This is a genomic window from Flavobacterium sp. I-STPP5a, from assembly GCF_009764685.1.
Classification (GTDB): Bacteria; Bacteroidota; Bacteroidia; order Flavobacteriales; family Flavobacteriaceae; genus Flavobacterium.
In genome coordinates this window covers 89,362-114,652 of record NZ_VHLM01000004.1, presented here as the reverse complement: position 1 = coordinate 114,652, position 25,291 = coordinate 89,362, and the positions used below count along the sequence as shown (strand labels likewise).

Sequence of the window (25,291 nt, the reverse complement as noted above, 5' to 3'; positions counted from 1 at the left end):
AAGTTTTATTGAAAAAGTAAAAAATTTAACATTACTTATTCAGCACTATCTTTTGTAGTCTGATCTGAATCCTCTGAGCGAACATGCGAAGCAAACTTTGTTCTTTTACTACCTTCATACATCTCATATTTCACTAGTCGAGCCTCAAGACCTGCATTAAAAAGCTTAATTTTTCTAGATGGTTTTAAACCTACATGTTTCAATGCTTCTAGGTTTGCAGTAATCATCCAAGCATTTGTACCTGGATAATTTTTCTTTAAAGTATCGCCAACATTCTTATAAAATTCCTCCATATGAATATCCAAACGCTCATCATAAGGTGGATTAAATACGATATGCAATTTACCTTCAGAAGTTTTCTCAGTATCAAAGAAGTTTTGATCTTCTATTGAAATGTATTCGTCTAGATTGGCATTTTTGATGTTGTCTTTCGCTTTTTGAACTGCACTTGGAGCTTTGTCATAACCTTTTATGGTATAATGAAACTCACGTACACGTTTCAATAAACTATCCGTAATGGCGTCAAACAAATCATTATCCCAATCGTTCCATTTTTCGAATGCAAATTGTTTACGGTTGATATTAGCTGGAATATTACACGCAATCATAGCTGCTTCGGCTAAGAAAGTACCTGATCCACACATTGGATCTAAAAAATCTGTTTGACCATCCCAACCAGAAAGTAATAAAATCCCTGCTGCCAAAACTTCGTTTATAGGTGCAATGTTAGTTGCAGTTCTATATCCACGCTGGTTTAGTGCATTCCCAGATGTATCTAAAGCTACAGATACTTGGTCTTTATCTATATGAATATTAATTCTTAAATCAGGGTGAATCTTATCAATACTTGGTCGTTGACCTGTTCTTTCTCTAAACTGATCTACAATGGCATCTTTACATTTTTGAGAAACAAATTCAGAATGATTAAAATATTCTGAATGTACTGTGGTGTCAATAACAAAAGTCTGGTTAGCATTCAATAATTTAGACCAGTTTATTCCCGCAATACCTTTGTATAATCCTTGTTCATTATTGGCCTTAAAAAAATAAATGGGTTTTAATATTTTTAAAGCGGTACGCAAGGATAAATTAGCCTTGTACATAAATCCTTTATCACCTTTAAAACTAACCATTCTTACCCCTTGCTCTACATTTTGTGCGCCTAGGTTTTGTAATTCTTTTGCTAGTATTTCTTCAAAACCAAAAAAGGTTTTGGCAATCATTTTATAATTATTTTCCATTGTAAAATCAAGTATTCGTTGCAAAAATACACTAAATTTGCATCAATCGAATTAATTGAAAAAGAATAAATGTCTGCATCTCAAAATACATCCCTTGAAAATCAACCCAAATCAACTGAAAACTGGTACACCTCTTGGTTTGACACCCCTTATTATCACATTTTATACAAGGATAGAAACTGCAGGGAGGCTCAAGTTTTCATGGACAATCTTACCCATTATCTAAATTTACCAGAAAATGCTAAAGTCCTTGATTTAGCCTGTGGCAAAGGCCGTCATTCAATATATTTAAATCAATTGGGTTTTACCGTTCTAGGAGCCGATTTATCTGAAAATAGCATCGCCGAAGCGAGTAAAAATACTAATGAAAAATTACAATTCAAAGTTCATGACATGCGTGAACCTTTTGAAGAAAAATTTGATGCCATATTTAATTTATTCACCAGTTTTGGCTATTTTGAAAACGACGAAGACAACCTGACAACGCTTATAGCCATCAAAGAAAGCTTGTCAGAATATGGTTTTGCAGTGATTGATTTTATGAATGTAAATCATGTACTAGAAACATTGGTACCAGAAGAAACTAAAACAGTTGAAGGAATCGATTTTCATATCAAACGCTATTTGAAAGACGGTCATATTTGTAAAGAAATTAACTTCGAGGACAAAGGTCAAAAATTTCATTTCACCGAAAAAGTAAAAGCACTGACACTCCCAGATTTTGAAGTATTAATGGACCAAGCCGGAATTTATCTTTTGGACATCTTTGGGGATTATAAACTGAAAAAATTCCATAAAACAGATAGTGAACGACTGATAATGATTTTTAAATAACAATGAATTACCTTTTACCTTTACTTTCTGTACTTTTAGGGTATATCATTGCCTCCATATTAAAACCAAAAAACAAAACCAACTTAAAGTTACTCTTAGCTTTTAGTGGTTCGTTTTTATTGTCGTTAACGGTAATGCACCTGCTTCCTGAGGTATACGAAAGCAATCAAAGCAATATTGGAATCTTTATCATGTTAGGAATTCTATTCCAAATCATATTAGAGTTTTTCTCCAAAGGTGCAGAGCACGGGCATGTACATGGACATGAAAACATGCATCACATTCCATGGTTATTGTTCATCAGCTTATGCATTCATGCTTTTTTAGAAGGTTTTCCTGTGGGTCAACAACATGATAATTTAGCCATTGGTATTGCAATACACCATTTGCCTATTGCGATCATCTTGACCACGTTTTTTATTAATTCCCATCTCAATCCAAAAGCCATTTTTGCCTTCATGATTACTTTTGCCATCATGACGCCACTAGGTACACTCGCATCTGATTATTTGCCATTTATTAAACAATATACCACCCAAATCACAGCAATAGTGATTGGAATCTTATTCCATATTTCATCTACCATTATTTTTGAAAGCAGCGAAGGGCACAAGTTCAATATTGCTAAAGTCTCAATGATTGTAATAGGAATTGCCTTGGCGTATTTTATATAAATTTGTAACCAAAAAAGCAGAAAAATAATATCATTTCTCAATTTGTTTCTCTGCTTTTTTTACTAAATTTTAGATGTAGTTATTTATAAATCAAAAACATAGATATTAATTCATTACTTATTGGACGTAAATAGTCTTTAATTATAATTTTCGTCAATTAGAGTGATTTTACCCCGAAGCCTCGAGAAGAAAATCGTATTGAGAACAAGACAATTTGGACTTAAAAACATTTCTCAATGCATTTTTTGTTCCGCTTTACTCTAAAAAAAAAAAAATACAAGAACTAACGTTCTGAATAAACAACAGAGACTAAATCTTTCATATAGGATATATCTAAAATACCATCACTAAGTAATGACGATCTATGAATCGCTAAAACCAAATTCAAATACTTCTTCCGGTTTTTCTACACAGTTTTCGACGTCGTAGACGAAATTATCAATTTGTTCTTTAGTAACATTTGGCATACAAATGATGTGCGAGATATCTCCTTCGGTAGCTAATTGCCATTTTGATTTTATTTTTTCCGACACTTTAGGAAATACCACCGTAATGGCGTTTGGATTTCTCCAAGCATTAATCCCAACTTCTTTTAGTCTTTGCTCACAATATTCGGCAATTTCTAAACTATTTAGGTAACGATTTTTCAATCCGTTAACGCCTATTTTTTTAAGAGCATACCATAAAAACAAGGGACAATGCCCGTTTCGAGATCCCGTAATGGTAGTGTCCAGCGAACCGATATATGAAATTCCCTTTGAGATTCGGTCTCTATTGGAGCGTTTTGTAATAATTACGCCCGTTGGTATGGGTGAACCAATAAATTTATGACCACTAATAGAAATACTATCCGCACCATCCTTAAAATCAAACGGAAAACGAGGCTCCATGAAAGCGCCGTAACTGCCGCACAAAGCAGCATCGCAATGAATGTAGCTGTCTTGTATTGCTAATCCTTTTAGAATATTTCTAATCTTAGAAACATCGTCTTTTCCTTCTTTCATGGTCGTACCAAAAGTGGTCAATACTATTGCAGGCTTGTGCCGATTCATCTTTAGCGTATTCTCAAAATCGGTATAATCGATTTCGCCATTTTCTTGCGATCGGATGACAATGCTTGGAATGTTAAGTAAATGAATGTTTTTACGAACACTATAATGGGTCGACTCAGAGTAATAAACCATTGCTTTTGGATATAACTCCCTAGCCAAATACAAACCATACAAATTACTTTCTGATCCTCCATTAGTTACATAACCCCAATAATCTTTTGGATTCGCTCGAAACATTTTTGCAAAAAAACCAACAACTTCTCTTTCTAATTCATGGGTCTGAACTTTATAAGTACAGTCTTCGAATGGATCCCCCAAATTATTAATCGGATATTTTAAGAAATGATTGATTTCCGAATAATCAAAATCTTTTGAAACAGGATAACCCAAGAAATTATCTCTTGCGTTTTCAATAAACTGCTCCAATATCGCTAACCGTTGGTTATCTTGCTCTGATAATGAACCTGAAATTGTTTTCATCTTTTTAAGTATTTTATTAGCACAAAACTACATCTATTGAAACAAAATACTGCATATTGAATGATCTTTGAAATAAAATTCTAAATTTAGACCTAATTAAAGAATTTTAATATTGAAACACTTCAATTAAATTTTTCAAACAAGATAATTTTTCTGGTATGGATGAAACAGACAAAAAAATATTAATGCTTTTGCAACAAAATGCAAAGTTAAACACCAAAGAAATTGCCGAAAAAGTGAACTTATCAGTCTCTCCTACTTTTGAACGGATAAAGAAATTAGAACAAAAGCAATACATTAAAAAATATGTTGCTCTATTAGACGGCATAAAAATTGGAAAATCAATCAGTGTATACTGTCAAGTCACCTTGGCCATTCACTCGAGAGAATTGATCGATGATTTCAAAACACAAATCAATACATTACCGGAAATAATGGGATGTTTTCATGTTTCAGGGAATTATGATTTTTTATTAAAAATTGTCGTAAATGACATGAACGAATACCAGAAGTTTATCATTGACAAACTATCAGTAATAAAAGGGATCTCTAACGTGCAAAGTTCCTTTGTTATGGAGGAAATAAAAAATGACATTGCTTACTCCTTATAGAAAGGAATATTTGTGAAAAATACAAACAGACAAACCAACATATTTTGAACATTCCAAGTATTTAGTGGTTCTTTTTTTTTAATTCTTTATGCACACAATATCTTTGTATATGTCCTGATAAAAAAAATTAAATCTTTACTACTTTACTATTGAAATTTCGAGAATGTGATAAAAAAGGTTAATTTTGGACTTGTCCAATTATACTAAAAATGACTTTCACTAAAACCACCGAACAATCCTCAAAGTACGAACATTTAGAAAAAATGTCAATTCAGAAATTGTTGTCAAATATCAATCAAGAAGACAAAACAGTTCCTCTTGCTGTTGAAAAAGCATTGCCACAAATTGAAAATTTAGTCACTGCAATTGTAACTAAAATGAAATTAGGCGGTCGTTTATTTTACATAGGAGCGGGAACCTCAGGAAGATTAGGAATTCTTGATGCCTCTGAATGTCCACCTACTTTTGGCGTTCCATTTGATTTAGTTGTAGGGATTATTGCTGGTGGTGACGCAGCCATTCGTAAAGCTGTTGAAAATGCCGAAGACCATACTACGCAAGCCTGGATTGACTTACAAGCTTTTGCAATAAATGAAAAAGATGTTGTTATAGGAATTGCAGCTTCGGGAACCACACCTTATGTAATTGCTGGTTTAGAGGCGTGCAATGAGAAGAACATAACAACAGGAAGTATTTCTTGTAATGCTGGAAGTCCGTTGTCACAAACGGCGAAATTCCCAATTGAAGTAATTGTAGGACCTGAATTTGTTACAGGAAGTTCACGCATGAAAGCCGGCACAGCGCAAAAACTAGTGCTCAACATGATATCGACTGCTACCATGATTCAGTTAGGAAAAGTAAAAGGCAACAAAATGGTTGACATGCAACTCAGCAATAGCAAACTGGTTGACCGCGGCGTAAAGATGATCATGGACGAAATTCCGGTTACTTACGAAGAAGGTGCAGAATTATTAAAAAAATACGGAAGCGTTAGAAAAGCTGTAGATTTTTATCTAGCTCAATTAAGATAGTACTTGTACCTTTTTTGCATTTTCAAAAGCTTCAAACCTTAAATTTTAAAAGAAACAATGGCTACAAATAGAGAATTATTATCAAAAGGGATAAGGTATTTAGCAGGTGCCTTGCCATTATTATTTTTAGGCCCAGTAATAATTCATAATGCTTTTATGAATAAGCAAAACATTTGGCATTATCTAGTATTAAGCGTTGGCGTAATTGTTTGTTTTATTGCCATGTACCTAATGTATGTAGGGTTAAAAACCATTATGAAAAGCTTATTTAACGACTAATGAAAAACAATATTCAACTTCAAAAAACATTTGAAAAAACAAATCCGTTTGACAACTCGATAAGCAATCAAGAATTTGAAGAATGTGTTTTTTTAAATTGTGATATATCAAATGCGGTTTTGTCCAATGCTACCTTTATGGATTGTGTATTTAAAGACTGTAATCTTTCTATGACGAGATTAGCTAGTGCTAGTTTAAAGGGAGTACACTTTAAAAACTGTAAACTATTAGGGATTTTGTTTGATGAATGTGATGATTTTTTATTCCAAGTAGAGTTTGAAGAATGCGTTTTGGATTATGCCTCTTTTACCAATAAAAAGATGCCTAAAACCAAGTTTATTTCCTGTTCGTTGAAAGAAGTTAATTTTTCTGAAACCAATTTAACGGGTTCCAATTTTAATGGCAGTACGCTACAAGGAGCGCTGTTTAACAACACGCAATTAGCTGGTTGTGAATTTACTAAAGCCACAGATTACAGCATAGATCCAGAGTTCAATCCGATGAAAAAAGCAAAGTTTTCAACACAAGGAATTAGCGGTTTATTAGACAAATATGACATTAAAATACACTAATTTTACCCCAGATGGAAGTGAAAACCCATAAGACTGGAAACCTATTTTTTTCTTGACTTAAAAGAGCGACCAACGGAAGCTCCTTTTATGGCACTAGAAAAAAAGATTTACAGTCTTATGAGTTGCAACAAACAGCTGGATTAGGTTAAAAAAAAACTATAAAAAACAACAAATGAAAAAAATAATACTACTCATGACCTTACTACTCCTCGTGTCCTGCTATGATGCAGATAGAAATTGTAAGGATTTTAAAACGGGTAAATTTAAGTTTGAATATGAAGTAAATGGAGTTAAAAAAACCACCTTCTTTGAACGCAATGCTAGCATAGAAATTGAGACTTTTGAAGGAAAAACAGATACCGCAAGTATTCGTTGGGTAAATGACTGTGAATATATTTTGCAGAAATTACATCCAAAAAACATGGCCGAAGAAAAAGCCATTGGCATGAAAATCTTGACGACATCAAAAAATTCCTATACCTTTGAGTTTGGAATGGTAGGGTCTGATGCTAAACAGCGCGGAACCGTGACGAAGCTTACCAATTAATAGATATCAACCCTAACTAAATATAATGGAAGTATTTTTAAACCCTGATGCGTGGATTGCCCTGTTGACCTTGACTTTTCTTGAAATTGTTTTAGGAATTGACAATATCATTTTCATCTCTATTGCTACTGGAAAATTACCGATCGAACAACGCAAAAGAGCCACTAAAATAGGAATGTTCTTGGCGATGTTCATGAGAATAGCACTTTTGTTTGGTATTAATTTATTAATTCAAATGAAAGAACCATGGTTTCATATTGAGTTGAGTTGGTTTTCGGCTGGAATTACTGGTCAAAGCCTAATTTTACTGGGTGGTGGGTTATTTTTGATTTACAAGAGTACCAATGAAATTCGGGAAAAAGTGGATGAGAAAGGACATGAGGAAAAAGAACTTGGTAAAGCGGCAACAAAATCATTTCAAAACGTTATTTTTCAAATTATCTTAATTGATTTGGTTTTTTCTTTTGATAGTATTTTGACAGCGGTAGGAATGACAAATGGTGTTGAAGGTGCCTTATACATTATGATTACAGCAGTAATAATTTCGGTACTTATCATGATGCAATTTGCGGTTCCTGTTGGGAATTTTGTCAACAAACATCCTTCTATTCAAATCCTTGGGCTTTCATTTTTGATTTTAATTGGAATGATGTTACTTACTGAAAGTGCTCATTTATCTAACGCTTTAATCTTTGGAAGTCACGTAACACCTGTACCAAAAGGCTATTTGTACTTTGCTATTTCGTTCTCATTATTAGTAGAAGTACTGAATATGAAAATGAATAAGAGCAAGAGTAAATAGTAAAAAGTGAATGGTGAGATGTGAGTTGTGAGATTTGAATGTTGAAATTGAATCTTTTATAAATAAGAATGCCCCCAAACTGTTTTGGGGGCATTTATTTTTTTGAGAATATTGTATTAATCTAAACTCATGGTGACTTGGCCATCTTCATCAAGTTGTACTGGTCCTGCATCTTCATCATTTAAAACAATCGGTTCTGGAATTTCCTCTACAGGCTCCTCGTACGGGAGTGATTCTAGCAAATTGACTTGTTTCAACTTATCTGTAGTCAATTGATTTCCTAGGGCTTTAAAACCTTTTACAGCTATAAAAGCCTCAATATCTACCACTTGATTTTCTTTTTGTACTCCTTTTACTTTTGCAAAAACTAGTTCGGCAACAGGTCTATAATCTGTTGAAACAATTTCTAGATGCGAATTAGCATGCTCTGAGATAAAGGCTTCCTCTTTGTTTTCGGTTTCTACCAAAAAGCGTTTGATGTAGTAGCGCTCTTTTTCTCCATCGAAATAAATGGCCGAAATAGGTTTTTTAGGATTCCATTTCTCCAAAACAACCATGTCTTGGTCGAAATGTGTTGTCAACTCCGGCGTTATCACTTTGAGCTTACCGGATTGTGCAATGATTAAAATTTTATCACTTGGTCTAAATTCACCAAGCAATTCACCACGTCCATCTACGTTCAATCGTTGTACCGTATCATCAAACCACACTTTACGAGGCAATAGTGTAGAAATCCCTTTCTCTTTTAATTCTATTTTCTTGATTGGATATTTAGTAGCTAAATTCCCCTTAGAACTTCTTCCTTTTATGGCAAGATTTGAAAAATCAATATCAAATTTCAATTTTTTGATAGTTCCCACTTGGCGCAACAAAATGGTAATTACCTCAGCCTCACCGTTTGGATTACATGAAAAATACACGATTTGAGATCCCGCAGTTTCATTGGTTAAATCATACGCTTTATCACGCGTAACACCCGATACGTTAAAGCGTTTTATATAAGAAGGCCCTGATTTTCCATCGCGATAAATCAAGTTGTAAATCGTACGCTTGTCGCTTTTGTCAAAAATAGCTACGTGAATAATATCTTTACCCACAAAGGTTTTTGCATCCACTTTTGTAATCATCATTTTTCCATCTCTTAGAAAAACAATGACATCATCAATATCAGAACAGTCTGTGACATACTCATCTTTTTTAAGACTTGTACCTACAAAACCTTCTTCTCTATTTACATATAATTTAGTGTTACGCAACACTACTTTTGTTGCTTCAATATCATCAAAAATGCGCAATTCGGTTTGGCGTTCGCGACCTTTACCGTATTTCTCTTTCAATTTCGTAAAATACGCTATTGCAAAGTCTGTTAAATGAGCTAAATGATGTTCTACTTCCTTCATCTCGTCCTCTAACTTGGCAATCATGTCATCAGCCTTATCCGAGTCAAAACGGGTAATACGAATCATTTGAATTTGCGTTAGTTTCTGCAAATCGTCATCATTAATGGCTCTAACAAAAGATTTCGTAAAAGGCTCAAATCGGTTGTACAAATAGGTATACAGCGCTTCTCTATCGCCATACAATTTAAAATCAATGTACATTTCTTCGCGAATGAAAATTTTCTCTAGCGTTGAAAAGTGCCACTTGTTTTTTAATTCTTCGAGTTGAATTTCGAGTTCTTGCTTTAGTAAATCAACCGTTCTTGCGGTTGAAATGCGCAACATTTCAGAAACCCCAATAAACAAAGGTTTGTTATCTTCAATCACACAGCCCAAAGGCGCAACTGATGTTTCGCAAGCTGTAAAAGCAAACAAAGCATCAATGGTTTTATCTGGAGAAACTCCTGGAAAAAGATGAATTAAAATTTCAACTTCAGCAGCAGTATTGTCTTCAATTTTTTTGATTTTGATCTTGCCTTTTTCATTGGCCTTCAAAATACTATCAATCAAAGTGGTTGTATTAGTCGAAAACGGAATTTGAGTAATGACCAACGTGTTTTTGTCCAACTGGGCAATTTTGGCACGTACGCGTACACGACCACCACGCAATCCGTCATTGTAATTTGACACATCGGCAATACCTTGTGTCATGAAATCAGGATATAACGTAAACGCTTTTCCTTTTAATATTTTAATCGAAGCGTCAATGAGCTCATTAAAATTGTGCGGCAACACTTTCGTGGAAAGTCCTACTGCAATTCCTTCTGCTCCTTGCGCCAAAAGCAACGGAAACTTAACTGGTAGATTGTTTGGTTCAGCACGACGACCATCGTACGAAACACCCCAATCGGTAATTTTTGGAGAATACAAAACCTCCAAAGCAAATTTAGACAAACGCGCCTCAATGTAACGCGAAGCCGCAGCACCATCACCTGTTAGGATATTTCCCCAGTTTCCTTGGCAATCTATCAATAATTCTTTTTGACCAATTTGCACCATGGCGTCACCAATACTTTGATCTCCGTGTGGGTGATACTGCATAGTGTGCCCCACTACATTGGCTACCTTATTATAACGACCGTCATCCAACTCTTTAAGCGAGTGCATGATTCTGCGTTGAACGGGTTTAAAACCATCCTCAATAGCAGGTACGGCACGTTCCAAAATTACATACGAAGCATAATCCAGAAACCAGTCTTTGTACATGCCCGTAACCTTGGTTATGGTATCACCTTCTTCGTTATTGTTTTCGTAAAAATGCTGCATTGCACTGGAAGTTTTTATATCATCAAAACCAGCGTTGTTACTTACATCTTCATTTTCTTGTCCCTCAGGAATTGTATTTTCGTCTTCTTCGTCTTTCATTAAATATATTCTATTGAATAGTCGTTCTGTATATTTTCAATTATGTTGCTAAATAGAATTGTTTTCTTTGCAAGTATGTTCCACAACTTCAACTTTCTTTCCGTTTGCATCTAAGTGTTTTTTAACAATTGCATCACATTCTTTATGATCATTTGATACATGAATAAAAAATAAAACTGATACTGTTAAAGTAAAAATTGAGCCTATGATTAAAGTATTTCTGATCATGATTTTGACTTTGTATAAATTTTGTTCAATCTTGTTAGTGCAACTGAATTGATACATTTGCTTGAATAAGAAACACTTCTATTCTCTTTTAAAAAATACTTTTCCAACTCTATTGATGTGCTCCTTTAAACTATCTGATTTTAAATCATTATAAATCGAAATATCAAATTTATAGGGTACATAACTTTCATCTAAATCATGCCATAACTTATTAAAATCTGCTGTAGTTGGCGTTCCTAATATGGTTAAATCAATGTCCGAACCCTCTCTGTAATTTCCTTTAGCACGTGACCCATAAATAAGTACTTCCTCAATTGAAGGACAATCTTTGATAATACTTTGTATCTCTTGAAAACTTTTGGGATAAATACCAAACATTACAAATAGTTTTTCATTTTCGTTTCAAAACTTATAAAAGCAGCTACATACACATTCAAAATAGTATCCAAAATTGCAATTATCTCAGCATGATCATAAATATGAGAAGTCAAGTTTCTGCTTTTTATCATATCAAACCAAACATCACCACTCTCAATTAGTCCGACATTAAATGCTTCTTTAACTGCATTTTTACTTCCAAACAAATCTGTTTTACCTTGTTCTTCCAGAAAATCTTTCATGACTTTCCAAGACAATTCCTGAGAAACTTCAAAAGCTTGAATAACTCCTTGTAACTCTAATTCGGTAAAATCTCTTTCTGCACGCAATTGCTTTGCATTTTTTAATTGTTTAAAAGCATTGACAAAATGCTCAAACCTTTGTTTCCAACGAACATCCTGCTTATCCATATCTCACTATTTTTTTAGAAATATAATCACTTAACAATTCTCCAATTCTTAACTGAAAGTTTTCTCAACTTAACTAATTTTAAAAAGGAGTATTTTAAACCTCCACTTTAAACTAAAATCATTCCTCAACCAAAGCATCCAACTCCACTTTCAAATTCTTGATAATGAACTCTTGTCGGTCTGGCGTATTTTTGCCCATATAAAAAGAAAGTAACTGCTCAATCGACGTATTTTTATCCATCATAATAGGATCTAAGCGAATGGTTTCTCCAATAAAATTCTTGAACTCATCTGGTGAAATCTCTCCTAATCCTTTAAATCGGGTTATTTCTGGTTTTGGTTTTAGTTTTTCGATTGCCTCTCTTCTTTCTTCTTCAGAGTAACAATAAATGGTTTCTTTCTTGTTTCGCACCCTAAAAAGTGGCGTTTGCAAAATATACAAATGTCCTTCTTTGATTAGTTCAGGGAAAAATTGCAAGAAGAAGGTAATCAACAACAATCGAATGTGCATTCCATCGACATCGGCATCTGTAGCGATTACAATGTTGTTGTAACGTAACTTTTCGAGACCGTCCTCAATATCCAAAGCGGCTTGCAGCAAGTTGAATTCTTCGTTTTCGTACACAATTTTTTTACTCATTCCGTATGAGTTCAGCGGCTTTCCACGCAAACTAAACACGGCTTGCGTATTCACATCACGCGACTTGGTAATGGATCCAGAAGCCGAATCTCCCTCGGTAATAAAAAGTGTACTTTCTAAGTTTCTAGGATTTTTAGTATCTGGCAAGTGCGCACGGCAATCTCTTAATTTTTTGTTATGTAGGTTGGCTTTTTTAGCACGATCTGTAGCTAGTTTTCTAATTCCAGATAACTCTTTACGCTCCCGCTCTGCCTGCAAAATTTTGCGCAATAACGCTTCTGCCGTGGGTGGATTTTTATGTAGATAGTTATCTAACTTATTTTTGATAAAATCATTAACAAAAGTACGCACCGAGACTGGTGTACTTCCATCATCCGAACCCATATCTGTCGAACCTAATTTAGTTTTAGTCTGCGACTCAAAAACAGGTTCCATCACCTTGATACTAATGGCACTCACAATAGATTTTCGAACATCTGAAGCTTCGAAGTTTTTATTGTAAAACTCACGAATGGTTTTTACAATAGCTTCGCGGTAAGCTGCTAAGTGTGTCCCTCCTTGTGTGGTATTTTGTCCGTTTACAAAAGAGTGATACTCCTCACTGTACTGGGTTTTACTGTGGGTAAGTGCAATTTCTATATCATGTTCTTTCAAGTGAATAATTGGATATTCCAGATCATCGGCACTTATTGTTTCTTCTAGTAAATCACGAAGTCCGTTTTCTGAAATGTACTTTTCACCATTAAAAATAATCGTCAAACCATTGTTTAAGTAACAATAATTCTTCACCATTTTAATCACATATTCCATTCGGAATTTGTAATTTTTGAAAATGGTTTCGTCTGGCGTAAACGTTACTTTTGTTCCTTTGCGTTTCGTAGTATCAATAATATCTTCTTCAAGGACCAAATTTCCAGCTGAAAACTCAGCGGCTTTTTGTTTTTCCTCTCTCACCGATTCTACACGGAAATAATTTGAAAGTGCATTCACAGCTTTGGTACCCACACCGTTCAATCCTACTGATTTCTGGAACGCTTTGGAATCGTATTTACCACCCGTATTCATTTTCGAAACCACATCAACTACTTTACCCAACGGAATACCTCGCCCGTAATCACGCACCGAAACCGTTTTGTCTTTGATGCTCACTTCAATGGTTTTACCAGAACCCATAACGAATTCATCGATACAGTTGTCTAAAACCTCTTTTAACAGGATATAAATACCATCATCTGGCGAGGAGCCATCACCCAGTTTCCCGATGTACATTCCGGGGCGCATGCGAATATGCTCTTTCCAGTCTAAGGACCGAATATTATCTTCGGTATATTGATTTTGATTGGACATTTTAAAATTTGTGGATTTTAACTTCGTTCATTTCGGGCTTTACTTTACGCAAAGCACTAGAATGTGCTAATGTAGTGTAATATGATAAATTTTAAAAATTCAAAGCCTCAAAGTTATCAAGAATAATATTGACAAGCTGTTTTTACTTTACGCTCTAAAACTGCCAATCAATGACTTTAGCTTAATATCATATTCGCCGTTAGTTATAATTCCTTTTTGAGTATCAAAATTAGCATCAAAACTAGGTAACGAAAAAGTTGCTTTTACAGTGGCACCATAACGCGGGAAAGCAATTTTTGCAATTTCTAAAACACTAGCGCCACCTCTAGCTCCTGGCGAAGTAGCCAAAAGTAACATAGGTTTATCCTGAAAAACTTTACCGTTGATTCTAGAACTCCAATCAAAAAAATTCTTGAAAGCAGCACTATAATTGCCGTTGTGCTCCGCCATAGAAATCACTAATACATCAGCCGTTGCAATTGCAGCTAAAAATGCTTTCGCTACCTCATGCTGACCGATTTCAATCTCCAAATCAACAGAAAACAAAGGCATTTGAAAATCGTTTAAATCCAGAACTTCTACGTTTGCATTTTCAAAAAGATGCGCTGCATAAATGAGGGCACTGAAAAAGTCCCTCGAATAAGGAAAATGAAAATAACTAAAAAGGAGCGAAAACACAATGGTTTCGCTCCTTTTAGTTATTACAAACCCCTTGTAATCTAAGAAGATTAAATTTGACTAAAAAAAGACGATTAAATAAAATCAAAGCCTTATTTAATCACTTTTTTTAATGATTTTTGAAAATAGGGACTTTTTCAGTGCCCTCGCATAAATTGCCAGTTTTTTATTGATAGAATTTTTACTGTTGCTTGCGCCAAAGGTTACTATTTTCATAAGATTGTTTTTCTAAATGTACAACAAATAGATTTTATGACAAAGTTAATTATCAATGCGCCTTCTGATAATTTTAATTAAACTTTAAACACCTATACAAATACCCCAGATTGTAGCGGAAAGCATTTTTATGTAAAGCCACTGTTTTTTTCTTGACCTGAAAGAGCAACCGCAGGAAGCTCCTTTGAGGTCTTAGAAAAAGTGGCTTTATAGAAAAATCTTGAAGCGGAAAGCTGGATTAGGTCCATAAAAAAAGTCGAAAGCTATTACTAACTTTCGACTTTTCACTTTTCAATTTTAAAAATTAGACGTTGAATCTAAAGTGCATTACATCACCGTCTTTTACAACATATTCTTTACCTTCTACTTTAAATTTTCCAGCTTCCTTACATTTAGCTTCAGAACCGTATTGCACGTAGTCTTCGTAAGCAATAACTTCGGCACGGATAAACCCTTTTTCAAAATCAGTATGAATTACTCCCGCAGCTTGTGGCGCAGTTGAACCGATATTGATGGTCCAAGCACGAACTTCTTTTACACCTGCCGTGAAATAGGTTTGTTGTTTTAATAATTTATAAGCTGCACGAATTAAAACGGATGCTCCTGGCTCTGACAATCCCATATCTTCAAGGAAAACTTGGCGCTCTTCGTAGCTTTCAAGCTCTGTAATGTCAGCTTCGGCACCTACAGATAAAATAATTACTTCTGCATCTTCATCTTTTACTAACTCGCGAACTTGGTCAACATATTTGTTTCCATTTACAGCAGAGTTTTCGTCCACATTACACACATACAAAACTGGTTTTGCAGTAATCAATTGAAACGATTCCATCAAAACTTCCTCGTCATTTCCTTGAGGAGTAATAGTTCGAGCGGATTTAGCTTGCAATAAAGTATCTTTGATTCGATCCAAAAGCGCTTTTTCAGTCTGAGCCTCTTTGTTACCCGTTTTTGCAGCGCGATTTACTTTCTCTAAACGTTTTTCAACCGTTTCTAAATCTTTTAACTGCAACTCAATATCAATAGTTTCTTTGTCGCGAATGGGATTTACATTACCGTCAACGTGAACAATATTATCATTATCAAAACAACGCAAAACGTGAATAATAGCGTTACACTCTCTAATGTTTCCTAGAAATTGATTCCCTAAACCTTCTCCTTTACTAGCTCCTTTTACTAAACCTGCAATATCAACAATATCAACCGTAGCCATTTGTACGCGCTCTGGCTTTACCAATTCCTCTAGTTTATTGATTCTTGGATCTGGTACATTAACAACGCCAATATTTGGCTCTATGGTACAAAAAGGAAAGTTAGCACTTTGCGCTTTTGCGTTTGACAAACAATTGAACAAAGTTGATTTTCCAACATTAGGTAACCCTACAATTCCTGCTTTCATCTGTAAATACTATTTTATTTTTTTAACAGAAACCTGTGAGACATTTTATGGCAAACAAGATTCTTATGAGTTTTAAATTTTGAGCTATCAAGCATTAAATCTTATTAGATCAAGCTTTTTAGCTTTAAAAGTTTGCAAATATACCATTTTAATACTGTTTTCAATAATTAAAAGATAGCATTACTAACAACCTGATATTTTTTCAAAAAAAATATAAATAGTACTAATATTTTGTTAAAAAAAAATTATATTGCGGTCTATTTAAAAGTAAACCAAAAATAAAACACAGCTTATTATGAAAAAAATCGCATTATTATTAATCCTATTAAACGTCTCGTTTGTATTTGCTCAAAAGCAAATATCAGGTGTAGTCAAGGACAATTCTGGAAATTCGTTACCAGGAGTAAACATCGTAGAAAAAGGAACAAAAAATGGAGTTTCTACTGATTCAGGAGGTTCATATAAAATCAAAGTAAATGAAGGAGCGACATTAGTTTTTAGTTACATAGGCTTCAACAAAGTAGAAAAAGCAACAACAGAAGCTATAATTAATGTAGTTTTATCAGAAGATGATGGACAAGCACTAGATGAAGTTGTAATTGTAGGGTCTAGAACTGCGCCTAGAAGTAATACGACTTCAGCGCTACCTATCGATGTATTATCATCAAAAGACTTAGCTGCTACAGGTCAAGCTACTTTTGACAAGGCTTTGCAATACAAAATCCCATCATTTAATACGGTACAAACACCCGTAAATGATGCGACTTCTCTACTTGATCCGTACGAAATTAGAAACATGGGACCTAGTAGAACATTGATTCTTATTAATGGGAAACGTAAAAACATGAGTTCACTAGTGTACACGCAAACCTCTCCTGGACGTGGTGAAACAGGTGCAGACATCTCAGCAATTCCTACTGACGCTATTGAAAGAGTCGAAATCCTTCGTGACGGTGCATCGGCACAATACGGATCAGATGCAATTGCAGGTGTAATGAATATCATCTTAAAAAAGAATACTAACGGTGGCTCTGTAACAGTAAGAACTGGAATTACTGGAGAAGGAGACGGTGAAATGTATGGAGTGAGTGTAAACAATGGAACAAAAGTTGGTGAAAAAGGATTTTTGAACTACACAGTAGATTTCTCTAAAACAGCATTAGCCAACAGACCAGGTATTTTGAGTGCTGAAGACGAAGCTAGTTACTGGGGCGTACCTTTAGCAACTACGCAAGCATTCTTGAAATTAAAACCAGATGGTGGAAACGTTAATGGCGCACCAGAAACTGCTGCAGCTAAGTTCGAAATCAACGGAGGAACACAATTAAGTGACAATACTGAAATGTATTATAATGCTGCCTATATCTTCAAGAAAGTAAATTCATTTGCTAACTACAGAGCACCATATTGGAGAAAAGCAGCAGATTTTCCTTATTTACCTTCATTATTTGGAGATGGAACAGCTGCATCATACCAAGGGTATTCACCTACATTTATTGGAGACCTAAATGATTACAATGCAACTTTAGGATTTAAAACAAATAGAAACGGATGGACTACAGATGCATCGGTAACTATTGGGGGGAATTCACAAACTTATTCTGTTACAAACTCAAACAATAGATCAACATATGGTGATCTCAACCCTCAACAATTAGCAGCTGTTGGAGGCTTAGGTAGTAATGCTTTAACAGACTTTGTTTATACTGACGCAAGCCAAACGAGATACACTGGCCAAAATACTTTTAAACCAGGAGGGACTGCTTTTAATCATATTGTTGGAAACTTAGACATCACAAAAGAGGTGACAGATAACGTGTCAATTGGTTTTGGATCAGAAATTAGAACCGAAAACTTTGAAATTCTTGAAGGAGATTTTCAATCTTATGCTGGCGTAGGAGCAGATTCATTTCAAGGTAATACCCCTGAAAATTCTGGAAAATTTAACAGATACAACATTGGGTTCTATGCAGACATTAGTGCTAACATTGTCAAAGAATGGTTGGTAAACGGTACTGCACGACATGAAAACTACAGTGATTTTGGATCAGCTAATGTTTGGAAAATAAGTACAAGTGTTAAAGCAATCGGAGATGATAAACTAACATTTAGAGGATCTGTTTCTACAGGATTTAGAGCACCATCATTACACCAAATTTATACTGAAAAATCACAATCTACATTTCAAGGTGGAACTATTGCTGTAACTGGAATTGTAAATAACGTTTCAACAACAGCTAGAGGTTACGGAGTTCCAAAATTAACTCCAGAAAAATCAACAAACATCTCTGTTGGATTCGGAGCTAAACCAATCAAAAACTTAAATTTAACAGTAGATTACTATAGAATTGGCGTTACAGACCGTATTGTTCTAGGTAATTTAGTAGCATTCGAAGCAGGAAGAAAAAGCCAAGATCCGTCAAGCCCCAAATACAATCAATACGAAGGAAAGAATTCAAAAGCATTTTTCGTAAACGGAATTAACTCTATCACTTCAGGTATTGATTATGTAGTAGAGTACAGAAACATTGTTTTAGGAGAAGGTAAATTAGGATTTAATTTATCAGGAAACTACACAATCAAAAATCAAATTGATGGCGCAGTAAAAAACCCTACAAGTGTGCAAAACCTTGGAACTTCTGCTACTGCAATTTATCCAGGACAAACATTATTAACATCTGGGCAAAATCCAGTTCTAGCAGGACAAACGGTATTCAATGCAACACAGGATGCATTAATGTTCACATCAAGACCAAAATTCAAAACAATTTTTGGAGCAAACTATGAAATAGGTAAATGGAGTCTTTCATTAAACAATACAACTTTTGGAACCACTAAATTCAAACAAGCGGATTTTAGCAATGCAGGTTTGTATTCACAATTTAAAACAGCTCAAGTTACTGATTTAGGTGTTACTTTTTCAGCTACTAAAGAAGTAACTATCTCTTTTAACATGAATAACATTTTCAATGTAGTTCCTAAGTTCAGTATTAAATCTGATGGTTCTGCATCAGCAAATGCGATAGTTAACAATCCAGCATTATTAAAGAACGAATATAATAACATAACGTTCAATGGTCGTTACCCAATAACTAGTTATGATGGATCTCATTTTAGTCAATTAGGAACTATGTTCAATTTATCTTTGAACTACAAATTCTAAATTTTAAAAATATTGTTTTAAAGGACTATCGAAAGATGGTCCTTTTTTTTTGGAACAAAAACTCTTTTCAGGATAAAATACATCCAAATAGTTTTAAAAAATCGGGCTATTTCGAAATTTTTAAATCTTAAGATTGACGATTAATCAACTTTCACAAAGTCAAATAATAGCTACTGTAAATTATACAATTTATGCTCGAAATTCCATAACAACTTATCTCTTTTGTCATTGTAATTTTACTTCATATTAATATTATAAATAAATAATTATGAAAACGATACTTATCGGTGCTATTGCACTATTACTTTCAGTTAATAGTCAAGCGCAAATCAAAAATGTAAAATCTGAGGTTAAAACAACAGTAACTACGATAAAAGACTCAAAAGGAGAAAAACAATTGGTTAAAACCCAAGAAATAAAAGAAACTCAAAATATTGAATTGAAAGATGCAGATTCAAATGCTTTGAATAAAGAAATTAAGCAAACTCCAGTTCAAGTTACCGCCATTACTGCAGTAACCGCAAATGGAATAACAAATATTGTAGACGTAGACAGATCTGCTTATTACAACTACAACGGACAAAAATACCAAGTTAGTTTGGCTGAAACAGGGTACAACATGTACTTACCTAATAAAGAAAAGGCCGCTGTTTTAAGAAAAACTTCCAATAATAATTACATCTACAGCACTAAAATCAAAACCTCTTTTGGCTACTTTAATGCTGATGGAAACTTGGTTTTAGAATCTTACGATCCAACAACCGATAAAATTACATCTGAAATATTTGAAATGATTAAGGAATAACAAAAATAGAATTGCATAAAAAAACCTGAGACTTCTCAGGTTTTTTTATGCTTTAAAATTTATTCGTTGTGCAAAAAGGCTTGTCGATTAAGCAATGTTTCGTCACTTTCTACATGCGCATCATCTGGAATACAACAATCTACTGGACATACTGCAGCACATTGAGGCTCGTCATGAAATCCTTTACACTCCGTACATTTACCAGGAACGATATAATACACTTCGTCAGAGATTGGGGTTTGTGCTTCGTCAGAATCAATTTCAGTACCGTCTGGCAAAATTACTTTACCTTTTAGTTTTGTTCCGTCCTTGTATCTCCAATCATCAGCTCCTTCATATATTGCAGTATTTGGGCACTCAGGTTCACAAGCTCCACAATTGATACATTCGTCTGTTATAATAATTGCCATCTTTTTAATTTAGGAATTAAGCAAATAAGATTTTCAAGTATAAGAATCTATTATCTTTCGTCTTTTAATCTTTTTACTATACTTTTTATAGCTTATTTTTGTGCAAAATTACAATCAAAACTATTCATAAGCAAACATTATGACATTAGAAACAAAAAAAAATGTTTTTGTTGAATTAGGAAAATTTTTAAGTCAATTTTCTGAAAACAATACCACAAAAAGCCCAAATGTTTTGCACAACGAAACATTTTTTGATGCTTTTCAAGAACTTATTATCCTGTCTCAATCACACAATGGATGGTACACTCCTGAAAATGTATATTTTTCAATACAATCATGGTCAAAAGCATTAACAGTAGAAAATCTTGATCAATGGCTTTCTGCCTATACTTTAGAAATTAAAAACCCAAAAAATATTGCATTGGTATTAGCAGGGAACATTCCTCTAGTTGGATTTCATGATTTTTTATCGGTTTTAATAACTGGGAATAACGTGATTGTAAAAACATCATCAAACGACCAACATTTACTACCATTTTTAGCCAAATATCTGATTGCAGTGGCTCCTCCATTAGCGGATGCTATTCGTTTTGTTGAAGGTAAATTAGAAAATTTTGATGCTGTTATCGCCACGGGTAGCAACAATACAGCGAGATATTTTGAGTATTATTTTAAAGATAAGCCGTCTATTATTAGAAAAAGTAGAAATTCAGTAGCCGTTTTGACTGGTGCTGAAAATAATGAGGAACTAACTGCTTTAGGAGCAGATATTTTTAGGTATTTTGGTTTAGGATGTCGCAATGTATCTAAACTTTTTGTACCAAAGGGATATAATTTCAAGACATTTTTTGAAGCCATTTTTGAATACCAAGATGTCATTCATTATGAAAAATACGCTAATAATTACGATTACAACAAAGCGGTTTTCTTAATGAGTAATTTCAAGCTGCTTGACAATGGATTTTTAACTATAAAAGAAGACCAAAGCCATGCCTCACCTATTTCTAGTGTTTTTTATGAATATTACGACGACTTACCCGCACTACAAACTAAGTTAGATTCTGAAAATGAGTTACTTCAATGTATCGTTTCTGGTGGTTGTATAGAAAACAGTGTTTCATTTGGACAAACTCAAAATCCGCAATTATGGAATTACGCAGATAACATTGATACAATTTCATTTTTACTAAATATACCCTAATTTATAGGTCAATTATTCTTGATTAATTAGCTATTTTTTAGCTCCTATTGTCGAAATTTGCATTTTAATTTTTTTGGATATAACTACACACATGAAAAAACACAACTACAGCGCTGGACCTTGCATTTTGCCTCAAGAAGTTTTTGAAAAATCAGCACAAGCGATATTAAATTTCAATGATTCGGGATTATCTCTACTAGAAATGTCTCACAGAAGCAAAGATTTTGTGGCCGTTATGGATGAAGCTCGATCACTTGTTCTAGAATTATTAGGTCTTGAAGGCAAAGGCTACCAAGCATTATTTCTTGCAGGTGGTGCTAGTCTAGAATTTTTGATGGTTCCTTACAACTTGATGAAAGAAAATGGAAAAGCCGCTTACTTGGACACAGGAACATGGGCTGCTGCTGCTATTAAAGAAGCACAACTTTTTGGAGAAACTAGCATCATAGGTTCCTCTAAAGAACAAAATTACAATCATATTCCAAAAGGATACAGTATTCCAGAAGATGCTGATTATTTTCACTGTACGAGCAACAATACCATATTTGGGACCCAAATGAAGGAGTTTCCAGAAACTAGCATACCTCTTGTATGCGACATGAGTTCGGATATTTTTTCAAGAGTATTGGATTTTTCAAAATTTGACCTGATCTATGCTGGAGCTCAAAAAAATATGGGGCCTGCAGGAACCACATTGATTGTTGTAAAAGAAGAAATTCTAGGTAAAACTGGTAGAACTATTCCTAGCATGCTGGATTATACCAAACATATTAAAGCAGAGAGCATGTACAACACACCTCCTGTTTTCCCTGTTTACGCTTCTTTATTGACTTTACAATGGTTGAAAAACTTAGGTGGAATTGCAGCCATTGAAAAAATAAACAATGCCAAAGCAGCATTGCTGTATGCCGAAATTGATAGAAATCCATTATTTAAAGGAGCTGCTGCGGTTGAAGATCGTTCTAATATGAATGCTACGTTCTTGTTGAATGATGAAGCACATGCCGCAACCTTTGACGCTTTGTGGAAAGCTGCAGGAATTTCAGGATTACCAGGGCATCGTTCAGTAGGTGGTTACAGAGCTTCTATGTACAATGCGTTACCGTTAGAGAGTGTTCAAGTACTGGTGGATGTAATGAAAGAATTAGAAACCAAAGTATAAATCCGTATTAGTCTTTAGTTTCACAAAATAACAGTTGAATTCTAAACCCCTAGCCCCGATTGTAATGAAAATCCTTTTATGTTTTTTCTTTAAAAACATAAAAGATTATAATGAAAAGCGGGAAATAGCTCCTAAAAAAAATAATTAATTAGAGGATCGATTAGGTTCCTTAAAATGATAAAAAAATGAAAGTATTAGCCAACGATGGAATTTCAAAAAGTGGAATTCAAGCTTTAGAAAAAGGTGGTTTTGAAGTTATAACAACAAAAGTAGCGCAGGAACAAGTGGCTAATTTTGTTAATGAAAACAATGTAAGTGTCGTTTTAGTAAGAAGCGCGACTAAGGTTCGTAAAGACATTATTGATGCTTGTCCAGGCTTGAAAATTATAGGTCGTGGAGGCGTAGGAATGGATAATATTGATGTGGATTATGCTAAAAGCAAAGGGATTGCAGTGATTAATACGCCTGCTTCATCTTCAGAATCTGTGGCAGAGTTGGTTTTTGCACATTTATTTTCGGGAGTTCGATTTTTACACGACTCGAATAGAAATATGCCACTTGAAGGCGATACCAACTTTGATGGTTTAAAGAAAGCATACGGTAATGGAATTGAATTGAGAGGAAAAACGCTTGGAATTGTGGGCATTGGCCGTATTGGTCAGGCTACTGCAAAAATGGCGCTTGGACTTGGAATGAAAGTTATTGCTGCAGATAGTTTTATTCCTCAAGTAGATGTCACGGTATCTTTTTTTGACGGACAATCAATCACCACTACAATTGTTTCGCAATCTTTAGAATCAGTTTTTAAAGAGGCTGATTTTATTACCTTGCATGTACCTGCACAAAACGGTTACATTATTAGTGATAAAGAAATTGCTAGCATGAAAGATGGCGTGGGAATTGTAAATTGTGCCCGTGGCGGTGTAATTGACGAGGTGGCTTTACTTAAAGGACTGGATAGCGGGAAAATATTGTTTGCAGGATTGGACGTTTTTGAGAGCGAACCAACGCCAGAGATGACAATATTAATGCACCACAAAATCTCACTAACACCACACATAGGTGCTGCTACAGGTGAGGCTCAAGATAGAATAGGAACTGAACTAGCCCAACAAATTATTAGTATTTTGGGCTAAATTTTTAACGATATGAAATGTTTTAAAAGGATTTATTTTAAGTAATAAATCCTTTTTTTTTATTAGATTTGATATCTAAACAAAACCAAAACCTATGTTAGAACAATTAACACAATTAGCGCAACAGTTTGGATTCGAGTCAGTTGTCAAAAACGATGCCATTCCAAACGAACAAAACGAGGCAGTTATTGAAGAAGCAGGAAGCTCCATCTTTTCTGGCTTACAAAAAATTGCTTCAGAAGGCGGTGTAGAACAATTGGCTTCTTTGTTTCAAGGAGATAATGCTCAAAACGCTTCAAATCCTGTAGTTCAAAAGCTTACTGAACAACTTACTGGAAGTCTTGGAGAAAAATTTGGTATCAATGCAGATGCAGCATCAGGTGTTGCAGGAAGTTTAATTCCTCAAATTCTAGGATCATTGGTAAATAAAGCAAAAGATCCTAATGATAGTAGTTTTCAAATCTCTGATATCATTGCAGCTATATCTGGAGGCGGAGCTCAAGGATCAGGCATTATGGATGCTATTTCAAAATATGGAGGACAATTTGGTTTAGATCAAAATGCTGATGGAAAAGTAGACATTAGCGATGCAATGGCAGCCGTATCTGTTAAAGGTGGTGGACTAGGCGGAATTCTTGGCAAACTATTTGGAAAATAAAAAACATTAAAAATCACCTACTTAGGTGATTTTTTTTTGTTAAATGGTTTTAAAAAAAGAGAATATAGTCGTAAATTTAAAGTAAAATTTCAATTATGAAACGTAGTTTATATATATTAGGAATAGTAGCGCTCATCATGTACAGTTGTGCTACAACTACTCCATTTACAGCTGTAAAAAATCCGTCAAATAATTCTACTAATGATACCGTAAGAATAGCAAATGAAGAACTCGAATACGAGGTAATCATTATTGAACCAGGCTTTAATTATTGGCTAAATGCCACAGCTTTGCCTAGAAATTATCACACACAGGCTTTTCTAGAAAATAAAAACCGTTTTTATGTAACCGAATGGAATAACCGTGTTTTGCAACCACAGCGTTTTAATCCTAATTTATACGAAATGACAATTAATTATGATCCTAATATAAATTACGGGTATGAAGTAAATTATTTGATATACAACTACATGATATTTTTTCAAAATACATACAATCAAAGACTTTTTGGTTTTGTACCCATGAGATAATCT

At 34.3% G+C, this 25,291-nt stretch carries 25 protein-coding genes; 15 read left to right on the top strand and 10 right to left on the bottom strand.

Translation table 11 applies throughout. From position 1 onward, the window contains the following. Positions 1–35: 35 nt before the first annotated feature. A complete protein-coding gene (locus tag FJV36_RS00760) occupies positions 36–1,241 on the bottom strand; it encodes a class I SAM-dependent RNA methyltransferase (RefSeq protein WP_158729088.1) in 1,206 nt (401 codons plus the stop codon). A gap of 69 nt (positions 1,242–1,310) precedes the next feature. On the opposite strand from FJV36_RS00760, the gene FJV36_RS00755 reads away from it, so the two are divergent. Continuing rightward, positions 1,311–2,075, top strand: a complete 765-nt coding sequence (locus FJV36_RS00755; RefSeq protein WP_158729087.1) for a bifunctional 2-polyprenyl-6-hydroxyphenol methylase/3-demethylubiquinol 3-O-methyltransferase UbiG — start codon at positions 1,311–1,313, stop codon at positions 2,073–2,075. Between the two features lie 2 nt (positions 2,076–2,077). Beyond that, entirely contained in the window at positions 2,078–2,749 is a 672-nt protein-coding gene (locus FJV36_RS00750; protein WP_158729086.1) for a ZIP family metal transporter, read from the top strand. Positions 2,750–3,111: 362 nt separating this feature from the next. Here FJV36_RS00750 and FJV36_RS00745 read toward each other — a convergent pair whose 3' ends face one another. After that, entirely contained in the window at positions 3,112–4,281 is a 1,170-nt protein-coding gene (locus FJV36_RS00745) for a histidine decarboxylase (protein ID WP_158729085.1), read from the bottom strand. A 158-nt stretch (positions 4,282–4,439) separates the two neighbouring features. On the opposite strand from FJV36_RS00745, the gene FJV36_RS00740 reads away from it, so the two are divergent. The 6 genes from FJV36_RS00740 to FJV36_RS00715 all read left to right on the top strand — a co-directional run bounded on the left by FJV36_RS00740 (position 4,440) and on the right by FJV36_RS00715 (position 8,123). Beyond that, positions 4,440–4,892 (top strand): Lrp/AsnC family transcriptional regulator, encoded by a 453-nt coding sequence (locus tag FJV36_RS00740; protein ID WP_158729084.1) that lies wholly within the window; start codon positions 4,440–4,442, stop codon positions 4,890–4,892. Positions 4,893–5,101: 209 nt separating this feature from the next. Beyond that, positions 5,102–5,923: an N-acetylmuramic acid 6-phosphate etherase gene (gene murQ, locus FJV36_RS00735; RefSeq protein WP_158729083.1), complete on the top strand. Its 822-nt coding sequence runs from the start codon at positions 5,102–5,104 to the stop codon at positions 5,921–5,923. A gap of 57 nt (positions 5,924–5,980) precedes the next feature. Further along, positions 5,981–6,202 (top strand): DUF6095 family protein, encoded by a 222-nt coding sequence (locus FJV36_RS00730; protein ID WP_158729082.1) that lies wholly within the window; start codon positions 5,981–5,983, stop codon positions 6,200–6,202. Continuing rightward, entirely contained in the window at positions 6,202–6,774 is a 573-nt protein-coding gene (locus FJV36_RS00725; RefSeq protein ID WP_158729081.1) for a pentapeptide repeat-containing protein, read from the top strand. Before FJV36_RS00730 ends, FJV36_RS00725 begins: the two co-directional genes overlap by 1 nt. A gap of 172 nt (positions 6,775–6,946) precedes the next feature. Next, on the top strand, positions 6,947–7,321 hold the full coding sequence (locus FJV36_RS00720) for a DNA topoisomerase IV (RefSeq protein ID WP_158729080.1): 375 nt from the start codon (positions 6,947–6,949) through the stop codon (positions 7,319–7,321). Positions 7,322–7,346: 25 nt separating this feature from the next. Next, entirely contained in the window at positions 7,347–8,123 is a 777-nt protein-coding gene (locus tag FJV36_RS00715; protein ID WP_158729079.1) for a TerC family protein, read from the top strand. Positions 8,124–8,239: 116 nt separating this feature from the next. On the opposite strand, the gene FJV36_RS00710 is transcribed toward FJV36_RS00715, so the two are convergent. From FJV36_RS00710 to ychF, 7 genes are all read right to left on the bottom strand, one after another. After that, the gene (locus tag FJV36_RS00710; protein ID WP_158729078.1) at positions 8,240–10,927 is read right to left on the bottom strand and encodes a DNA gyrase/topoisomerase IV subunit A; all 2,688 of its coding nucleotides are present in this window, start codon (positions 10,925–10,927) and stop codon (positions 8,240–8,242) included. Between the two features lie 48 nt (positions 10,928–10,975). Further along, a complete protein-coding gene (locus FJV36_RS00705) occupies positions 10,976–11,155 on the bottom strand; it encodes a hypothetical protein (RefSeq protein WP_158729077.1) in 180 nt (59 codons plus the stop codon). A gap of 78 nt (positions 11,156–11,233) precedes the next feature. After that, positions 11,234–11,533, bottom strand: coding sequence for a nucleotidyltransferase family protein (locus FJV36_RS00700; protein ID WP_158729076.1), 300 nt, complete (start codon positions 11,531–11,533; stop codon positions 11,234–11,236). After that, positions 11,533–11,943: a nucleotidyltransferase substrate binding protein gene (locus FJV36_RS00695; RefSeq protein WP_158729075.1), complete on the bottom strand. Its 411-nt coding sequence runs from the start codon at positions 11,941–11,943 to the stop codon at positions 11,533–11,535. Before FJV36_RS00695 ends, FJV36_RS00700 begins: the two co-directional genes overlap by 1 nt. Positions 11,944–12,061: 118 nt before the next feature. Next, positions 12,062–13,930, bottom strand: coding sequence for a DNA topoisomerase IV subunit B (locus FJV36_RS00690; RefSeq protein WP_158729074.1), 1,869 nt, complete (start codon positions 13,928–13,930; stop codon positions 12,062–12,064). A 147-nt stretch (positions 13,931–14,077) separates the two neighbouring features. Next, entirely contained in the window at positions 14,078–14,608 is a 531-nt protein-coding gene (locus tag FJV36_RS00685) for an NADPH-dependent FMN reductase (protein WP_158729073.1), read from the bottom strand. 520 nt (positions 14,609–15,128) lie between these two features. Continuing rightward, complete coding sequence (ychF, locus tag FJV36_RS00680) at positions 15,129–16,223, bottom strand: redox-regulated ATPase YchF (RefSeq protein WP_144892409.1); 1,095 nt, start codon at positions 16,221–16,223, stop codon at positions 15,129–15,131. Between the two features lie 295 nt (positions 16,224–16,518). On the opposite strand from ychF, the gene FJV36_RS00675 reads away from it, so the two are divergent. Both FJV36_RS00675 and FJV36_RS00670 read left to right on the top strand, forming a co-directional pair. Beyond that, complete coding sequence (locus tag FJV36_RS00675; RefSeq protein ID WP_158729072.1) at positions 16,519–19,386, top strand: TonB-dependent receptor; 2,868 nt, start codon at positions 16,519–16,521, stop codon at positions 19,384–19,386. Positions 19,387–19,654: 268 nt separating this feature from the next. Continuing rightward, positions 19,655–20,191, top strand: a complete 537-nt coding sequence (locus FJV36_RS00670; RefSeq protein ID WP_158729071.1) for a hypothetical protein — start codon at positions 19,655–19,657, stop codon at positions 20,189–20,191. Between the two features lie 59 nt (positions 20,192–20,250). Here FJV36_RS00670 and FJV36_RS00665 read toward each other — a convergent pair whose 3' ends face one another. Further along, entirely contained in the window at positions 20,251–20,601 is a 351-nt protein-coding gene (locus FJV36_RS00665; protein ID WP_086453198.1) for a 4Fe-4S dicluster domain-containing protein, read from the bottom strand. 139 nt (positions 20,602–20,740) lie between these two features. On the opposite strand from FJV36_RS00665, the gene FJV36_RS00660 reads away from it, so the two are divergent. The 5 genes from FJV36_RS00660 to FJV36_RS00640 all read left to right on the top strand — a co-directional run bounded on the left by FJV36_RS00660 (position 20,741) and on the right by FJV36_RS00640 (position 25,288). Beyond that, a complete protein-coding gene (locus FJV36_RS00660; protein WP_158729070.1) occupies positions 20,741–21,802 on the top strand; it encodes an acyl-CoA reductase in 1,062 nt (353 codons plus the stop codon). A 91-nt stretch (positions 21,803–21,893) separates the two neighbouring features. After that, the gene (gene serC / locus FJV36_RS00655; RefSeq protein WP_158729069.1) at positions 21,894–22,964 is read left to right on the top strand and encodes a 3-phosphoserine/phosphohydroxythreonine transaminase; all 1,071 of its coding nucleotides are present in this window, start codon (positions 21,894–21,896) and stop codon (positions 22,962–22,964) included. Positions 22,965–23,149: 185 nt separating this feature from the next. Further along, the gene (locus FJV36_RS00650; protein WP_158729068.1) at positions 23,150–24,100 is read left to right on the top strand and encodes a D-2-hydroxyacid dehydrogenase; all 951 of its coding nucleotides are present in this window, start codon (positions 23,150–23,152) and stop codon (positions 24,098–24,100) included. A gap of 94 nt (positions 24,101–24,194) precedes the next feature. Further along, the gene (locus FJV36_RS00645; RefSeq protein ID WP_158729067.1) at positions 24,195–24,758 is read left to right on the top strand and encodes a DUF937 domain-containing protein; all 564 of its coding nucleotides are present in this window, start codon (positions 24,195–24,197) and stop codon (positions 24,756–24,758) included. Between the two features lie 95 nt (positions 24,759–24,853). Further along, positions 24,854–25,288, top strand: a complete 435-nt coding sequence (locus FJV36_RS00640) for a DUF6146 family protein (RefSeq protein ID WP_158729066.1) — start codon at positions 24,854–24,856, stop codon at positions 25,286–25,288. Positions 25,289–25,291: the final 3 nt, after the last annotated feature.

Excerpts from the sequence above, each read along its gene's own strand:
- FJV36_RS00760 (WP_158729088.1), bottom strand. The coding sequence starts at position 1,241 with ATGGAAAATAATTATAAAATGATTGCCAAAACCTTTTTTGGTTTTGAA.
- FJV36_RS00755 (WP_158729087.1), top strand. The coding sequence starts at position 1,311 with ATGTCTGCATCTCAAAATACATCCCTTGAAAATCAACCCAAATCAACT.
- FJV36_RS00750 (WP_158729086.1), top strand. The coding sequence starts at position 2,078 with ATGAATTACCTTTTACCTTTACTTTCTGTACTTTTAGGGTATATCATT.
- FJV36_RS00745 (WP_158729085.1), bottom strand. The coding sequence starts at position 4,281 with ATGAAAACAATTTCAGGTTCATTATCAGAGCAAGATAACCAACGGTTA.
- FJV36_RS00740 (WP_158729084.1), top strand. The coding sequence starts at position 4,440 with ATGGATGAAACAGACAAAAAAATATTAATGCTTTTGCAACAAAATGCA.
- murQ (WP_158729083.1), top strand. The coding sequence starts at position 5,102 with ATGACTTTCACTAAAACCACCGAACAATCCTCAAAGTACGAACATTTA.
- FJV36_RS00730 (WP_158729082.1), top strand. The coding sequence starts at position 5,981 with ATGGCTACAAATAGAGAATTATTATCAAAAGGGATAAGGTATTTAGCA.
- FJV36_RS00725 (WP_158729081.1), top strand. The coding sequence starts at position 6,202 with ATGAAAAACAATATTCAACTTCAAAAAACATTTGAAAAAACAAATCCG.
- FJV36_RS00720 (WP_158729080.1), top strand. The coding sequence starts at position 6,947 with ATGAAAAAAATAATACTACTCATGACCTTACTACTCCTCGTGTCCTGC.
- FJV36_RS00715 (WP_158729079.1), top strand. The coding sequence starts at position 7,347 with ATGGAAGTATTTTTAAACCCTGATGCGTGGATTGCCCTGTTGACCTTG.
- FJV36_RS00710 (WP_158729078.1), bottom strand. The coding sequence starts at position 10,927 with ATGAAAGACGAAGAAGACGAAAATACAATTCCTGAGGGACAAGAAAAT.
- FJV36_RS00705 (WP_158729077.1), bottom strand. The coding sequence starts at position 11,155 with ATGATCAGAAATACTTTAATCATAGGCTCAATTTTTACTTTAACAGTA.
- FJV36_RS00700 (WP_158729076.1), bottom strand. The coding sequence starts at position 11,533 with ATGTTTGGTATTTATCCCAAAAGTTTTCAAGAGATACAAAGTATTATC.
- FJV36_RS00695 (WP_158729075.1), bottom strand. The coding sequence starts at position 11,943 with ATGGATAAGCAGGATGTTCGTTGGAAACAAAGGTTTGAGCATTTTGTC.
- FJV36_RS00690 (WP_158729074.1), bottom strand. The coding sequence starts at position 13,930 with ATGTCCAATCAAAATCAATATACCGAAGATAATATTCGGTCCTTAGAC.
- ychF (WP_144892409.1), bottom strand. The coding sequence starts at position 16,223 with ATGAAAGCAGGAATTGTAGGGTTACCTAATGTTGGAAAATCAACTTTG.
- FJV36_RS00675 (WP_158729072.1), top strand. The coding sequence starts at position 16,519 with ATGAAAAAAATCGCATTATTATTAATCCTATTAAACGTCTCGTTTGTA.
- FJV36_RS00670 (WP_158729071.1), top strand. The coding sequence starts at position 19,655 with ATGAAAACGATACTTATCGGTGCTATTGCACTATTACTTTCAGTTAAT.
- FJV36_RS00665 (WP_086453198.1), bottom strand. The coding sequence starts at position 20,601 with ATGGCAATTATTATAACAGACGAATGTATCAATTGTGGAGCTTGTGAA.
- FJV36_RS00660 (WP_158729070.1), top strand. The coding sequence starts at position 20,741 with ATGACATTAGAAACAAAAAAAAATGTTTTTGTTGAATTAGGAAAATTT.
- serC (WP_158729069.1), top strand. The coding sequence starts at position 21,894 with ATGAAAAAACACAACTACAGCGCTGGACCTTGCATTTTGCCTCAAGAA.
- FJV36_RS00650 (WP_158729068.1), top strand. The coding sequence starts at position 23,150 with ATGAAAGTATTAGCCAACGATGGAATTTCAAAAAGTGGAATTCAAGCT.
- FJV36_RS00645 (WP_158729067.1), top strand. The coding sequence starts at position 24,195 with ATGTTAGAACAATTAACACAATTAGCGCAACAGTTTGGATTCGAGTCA.
- FJV36_RS00640 (WP_158729066.1), top strand. The coding sequence starts at position 24,854 with ATGAAACGTAGTTTATATATATTAGGAATAGTAGCGCTCATCATGTAC.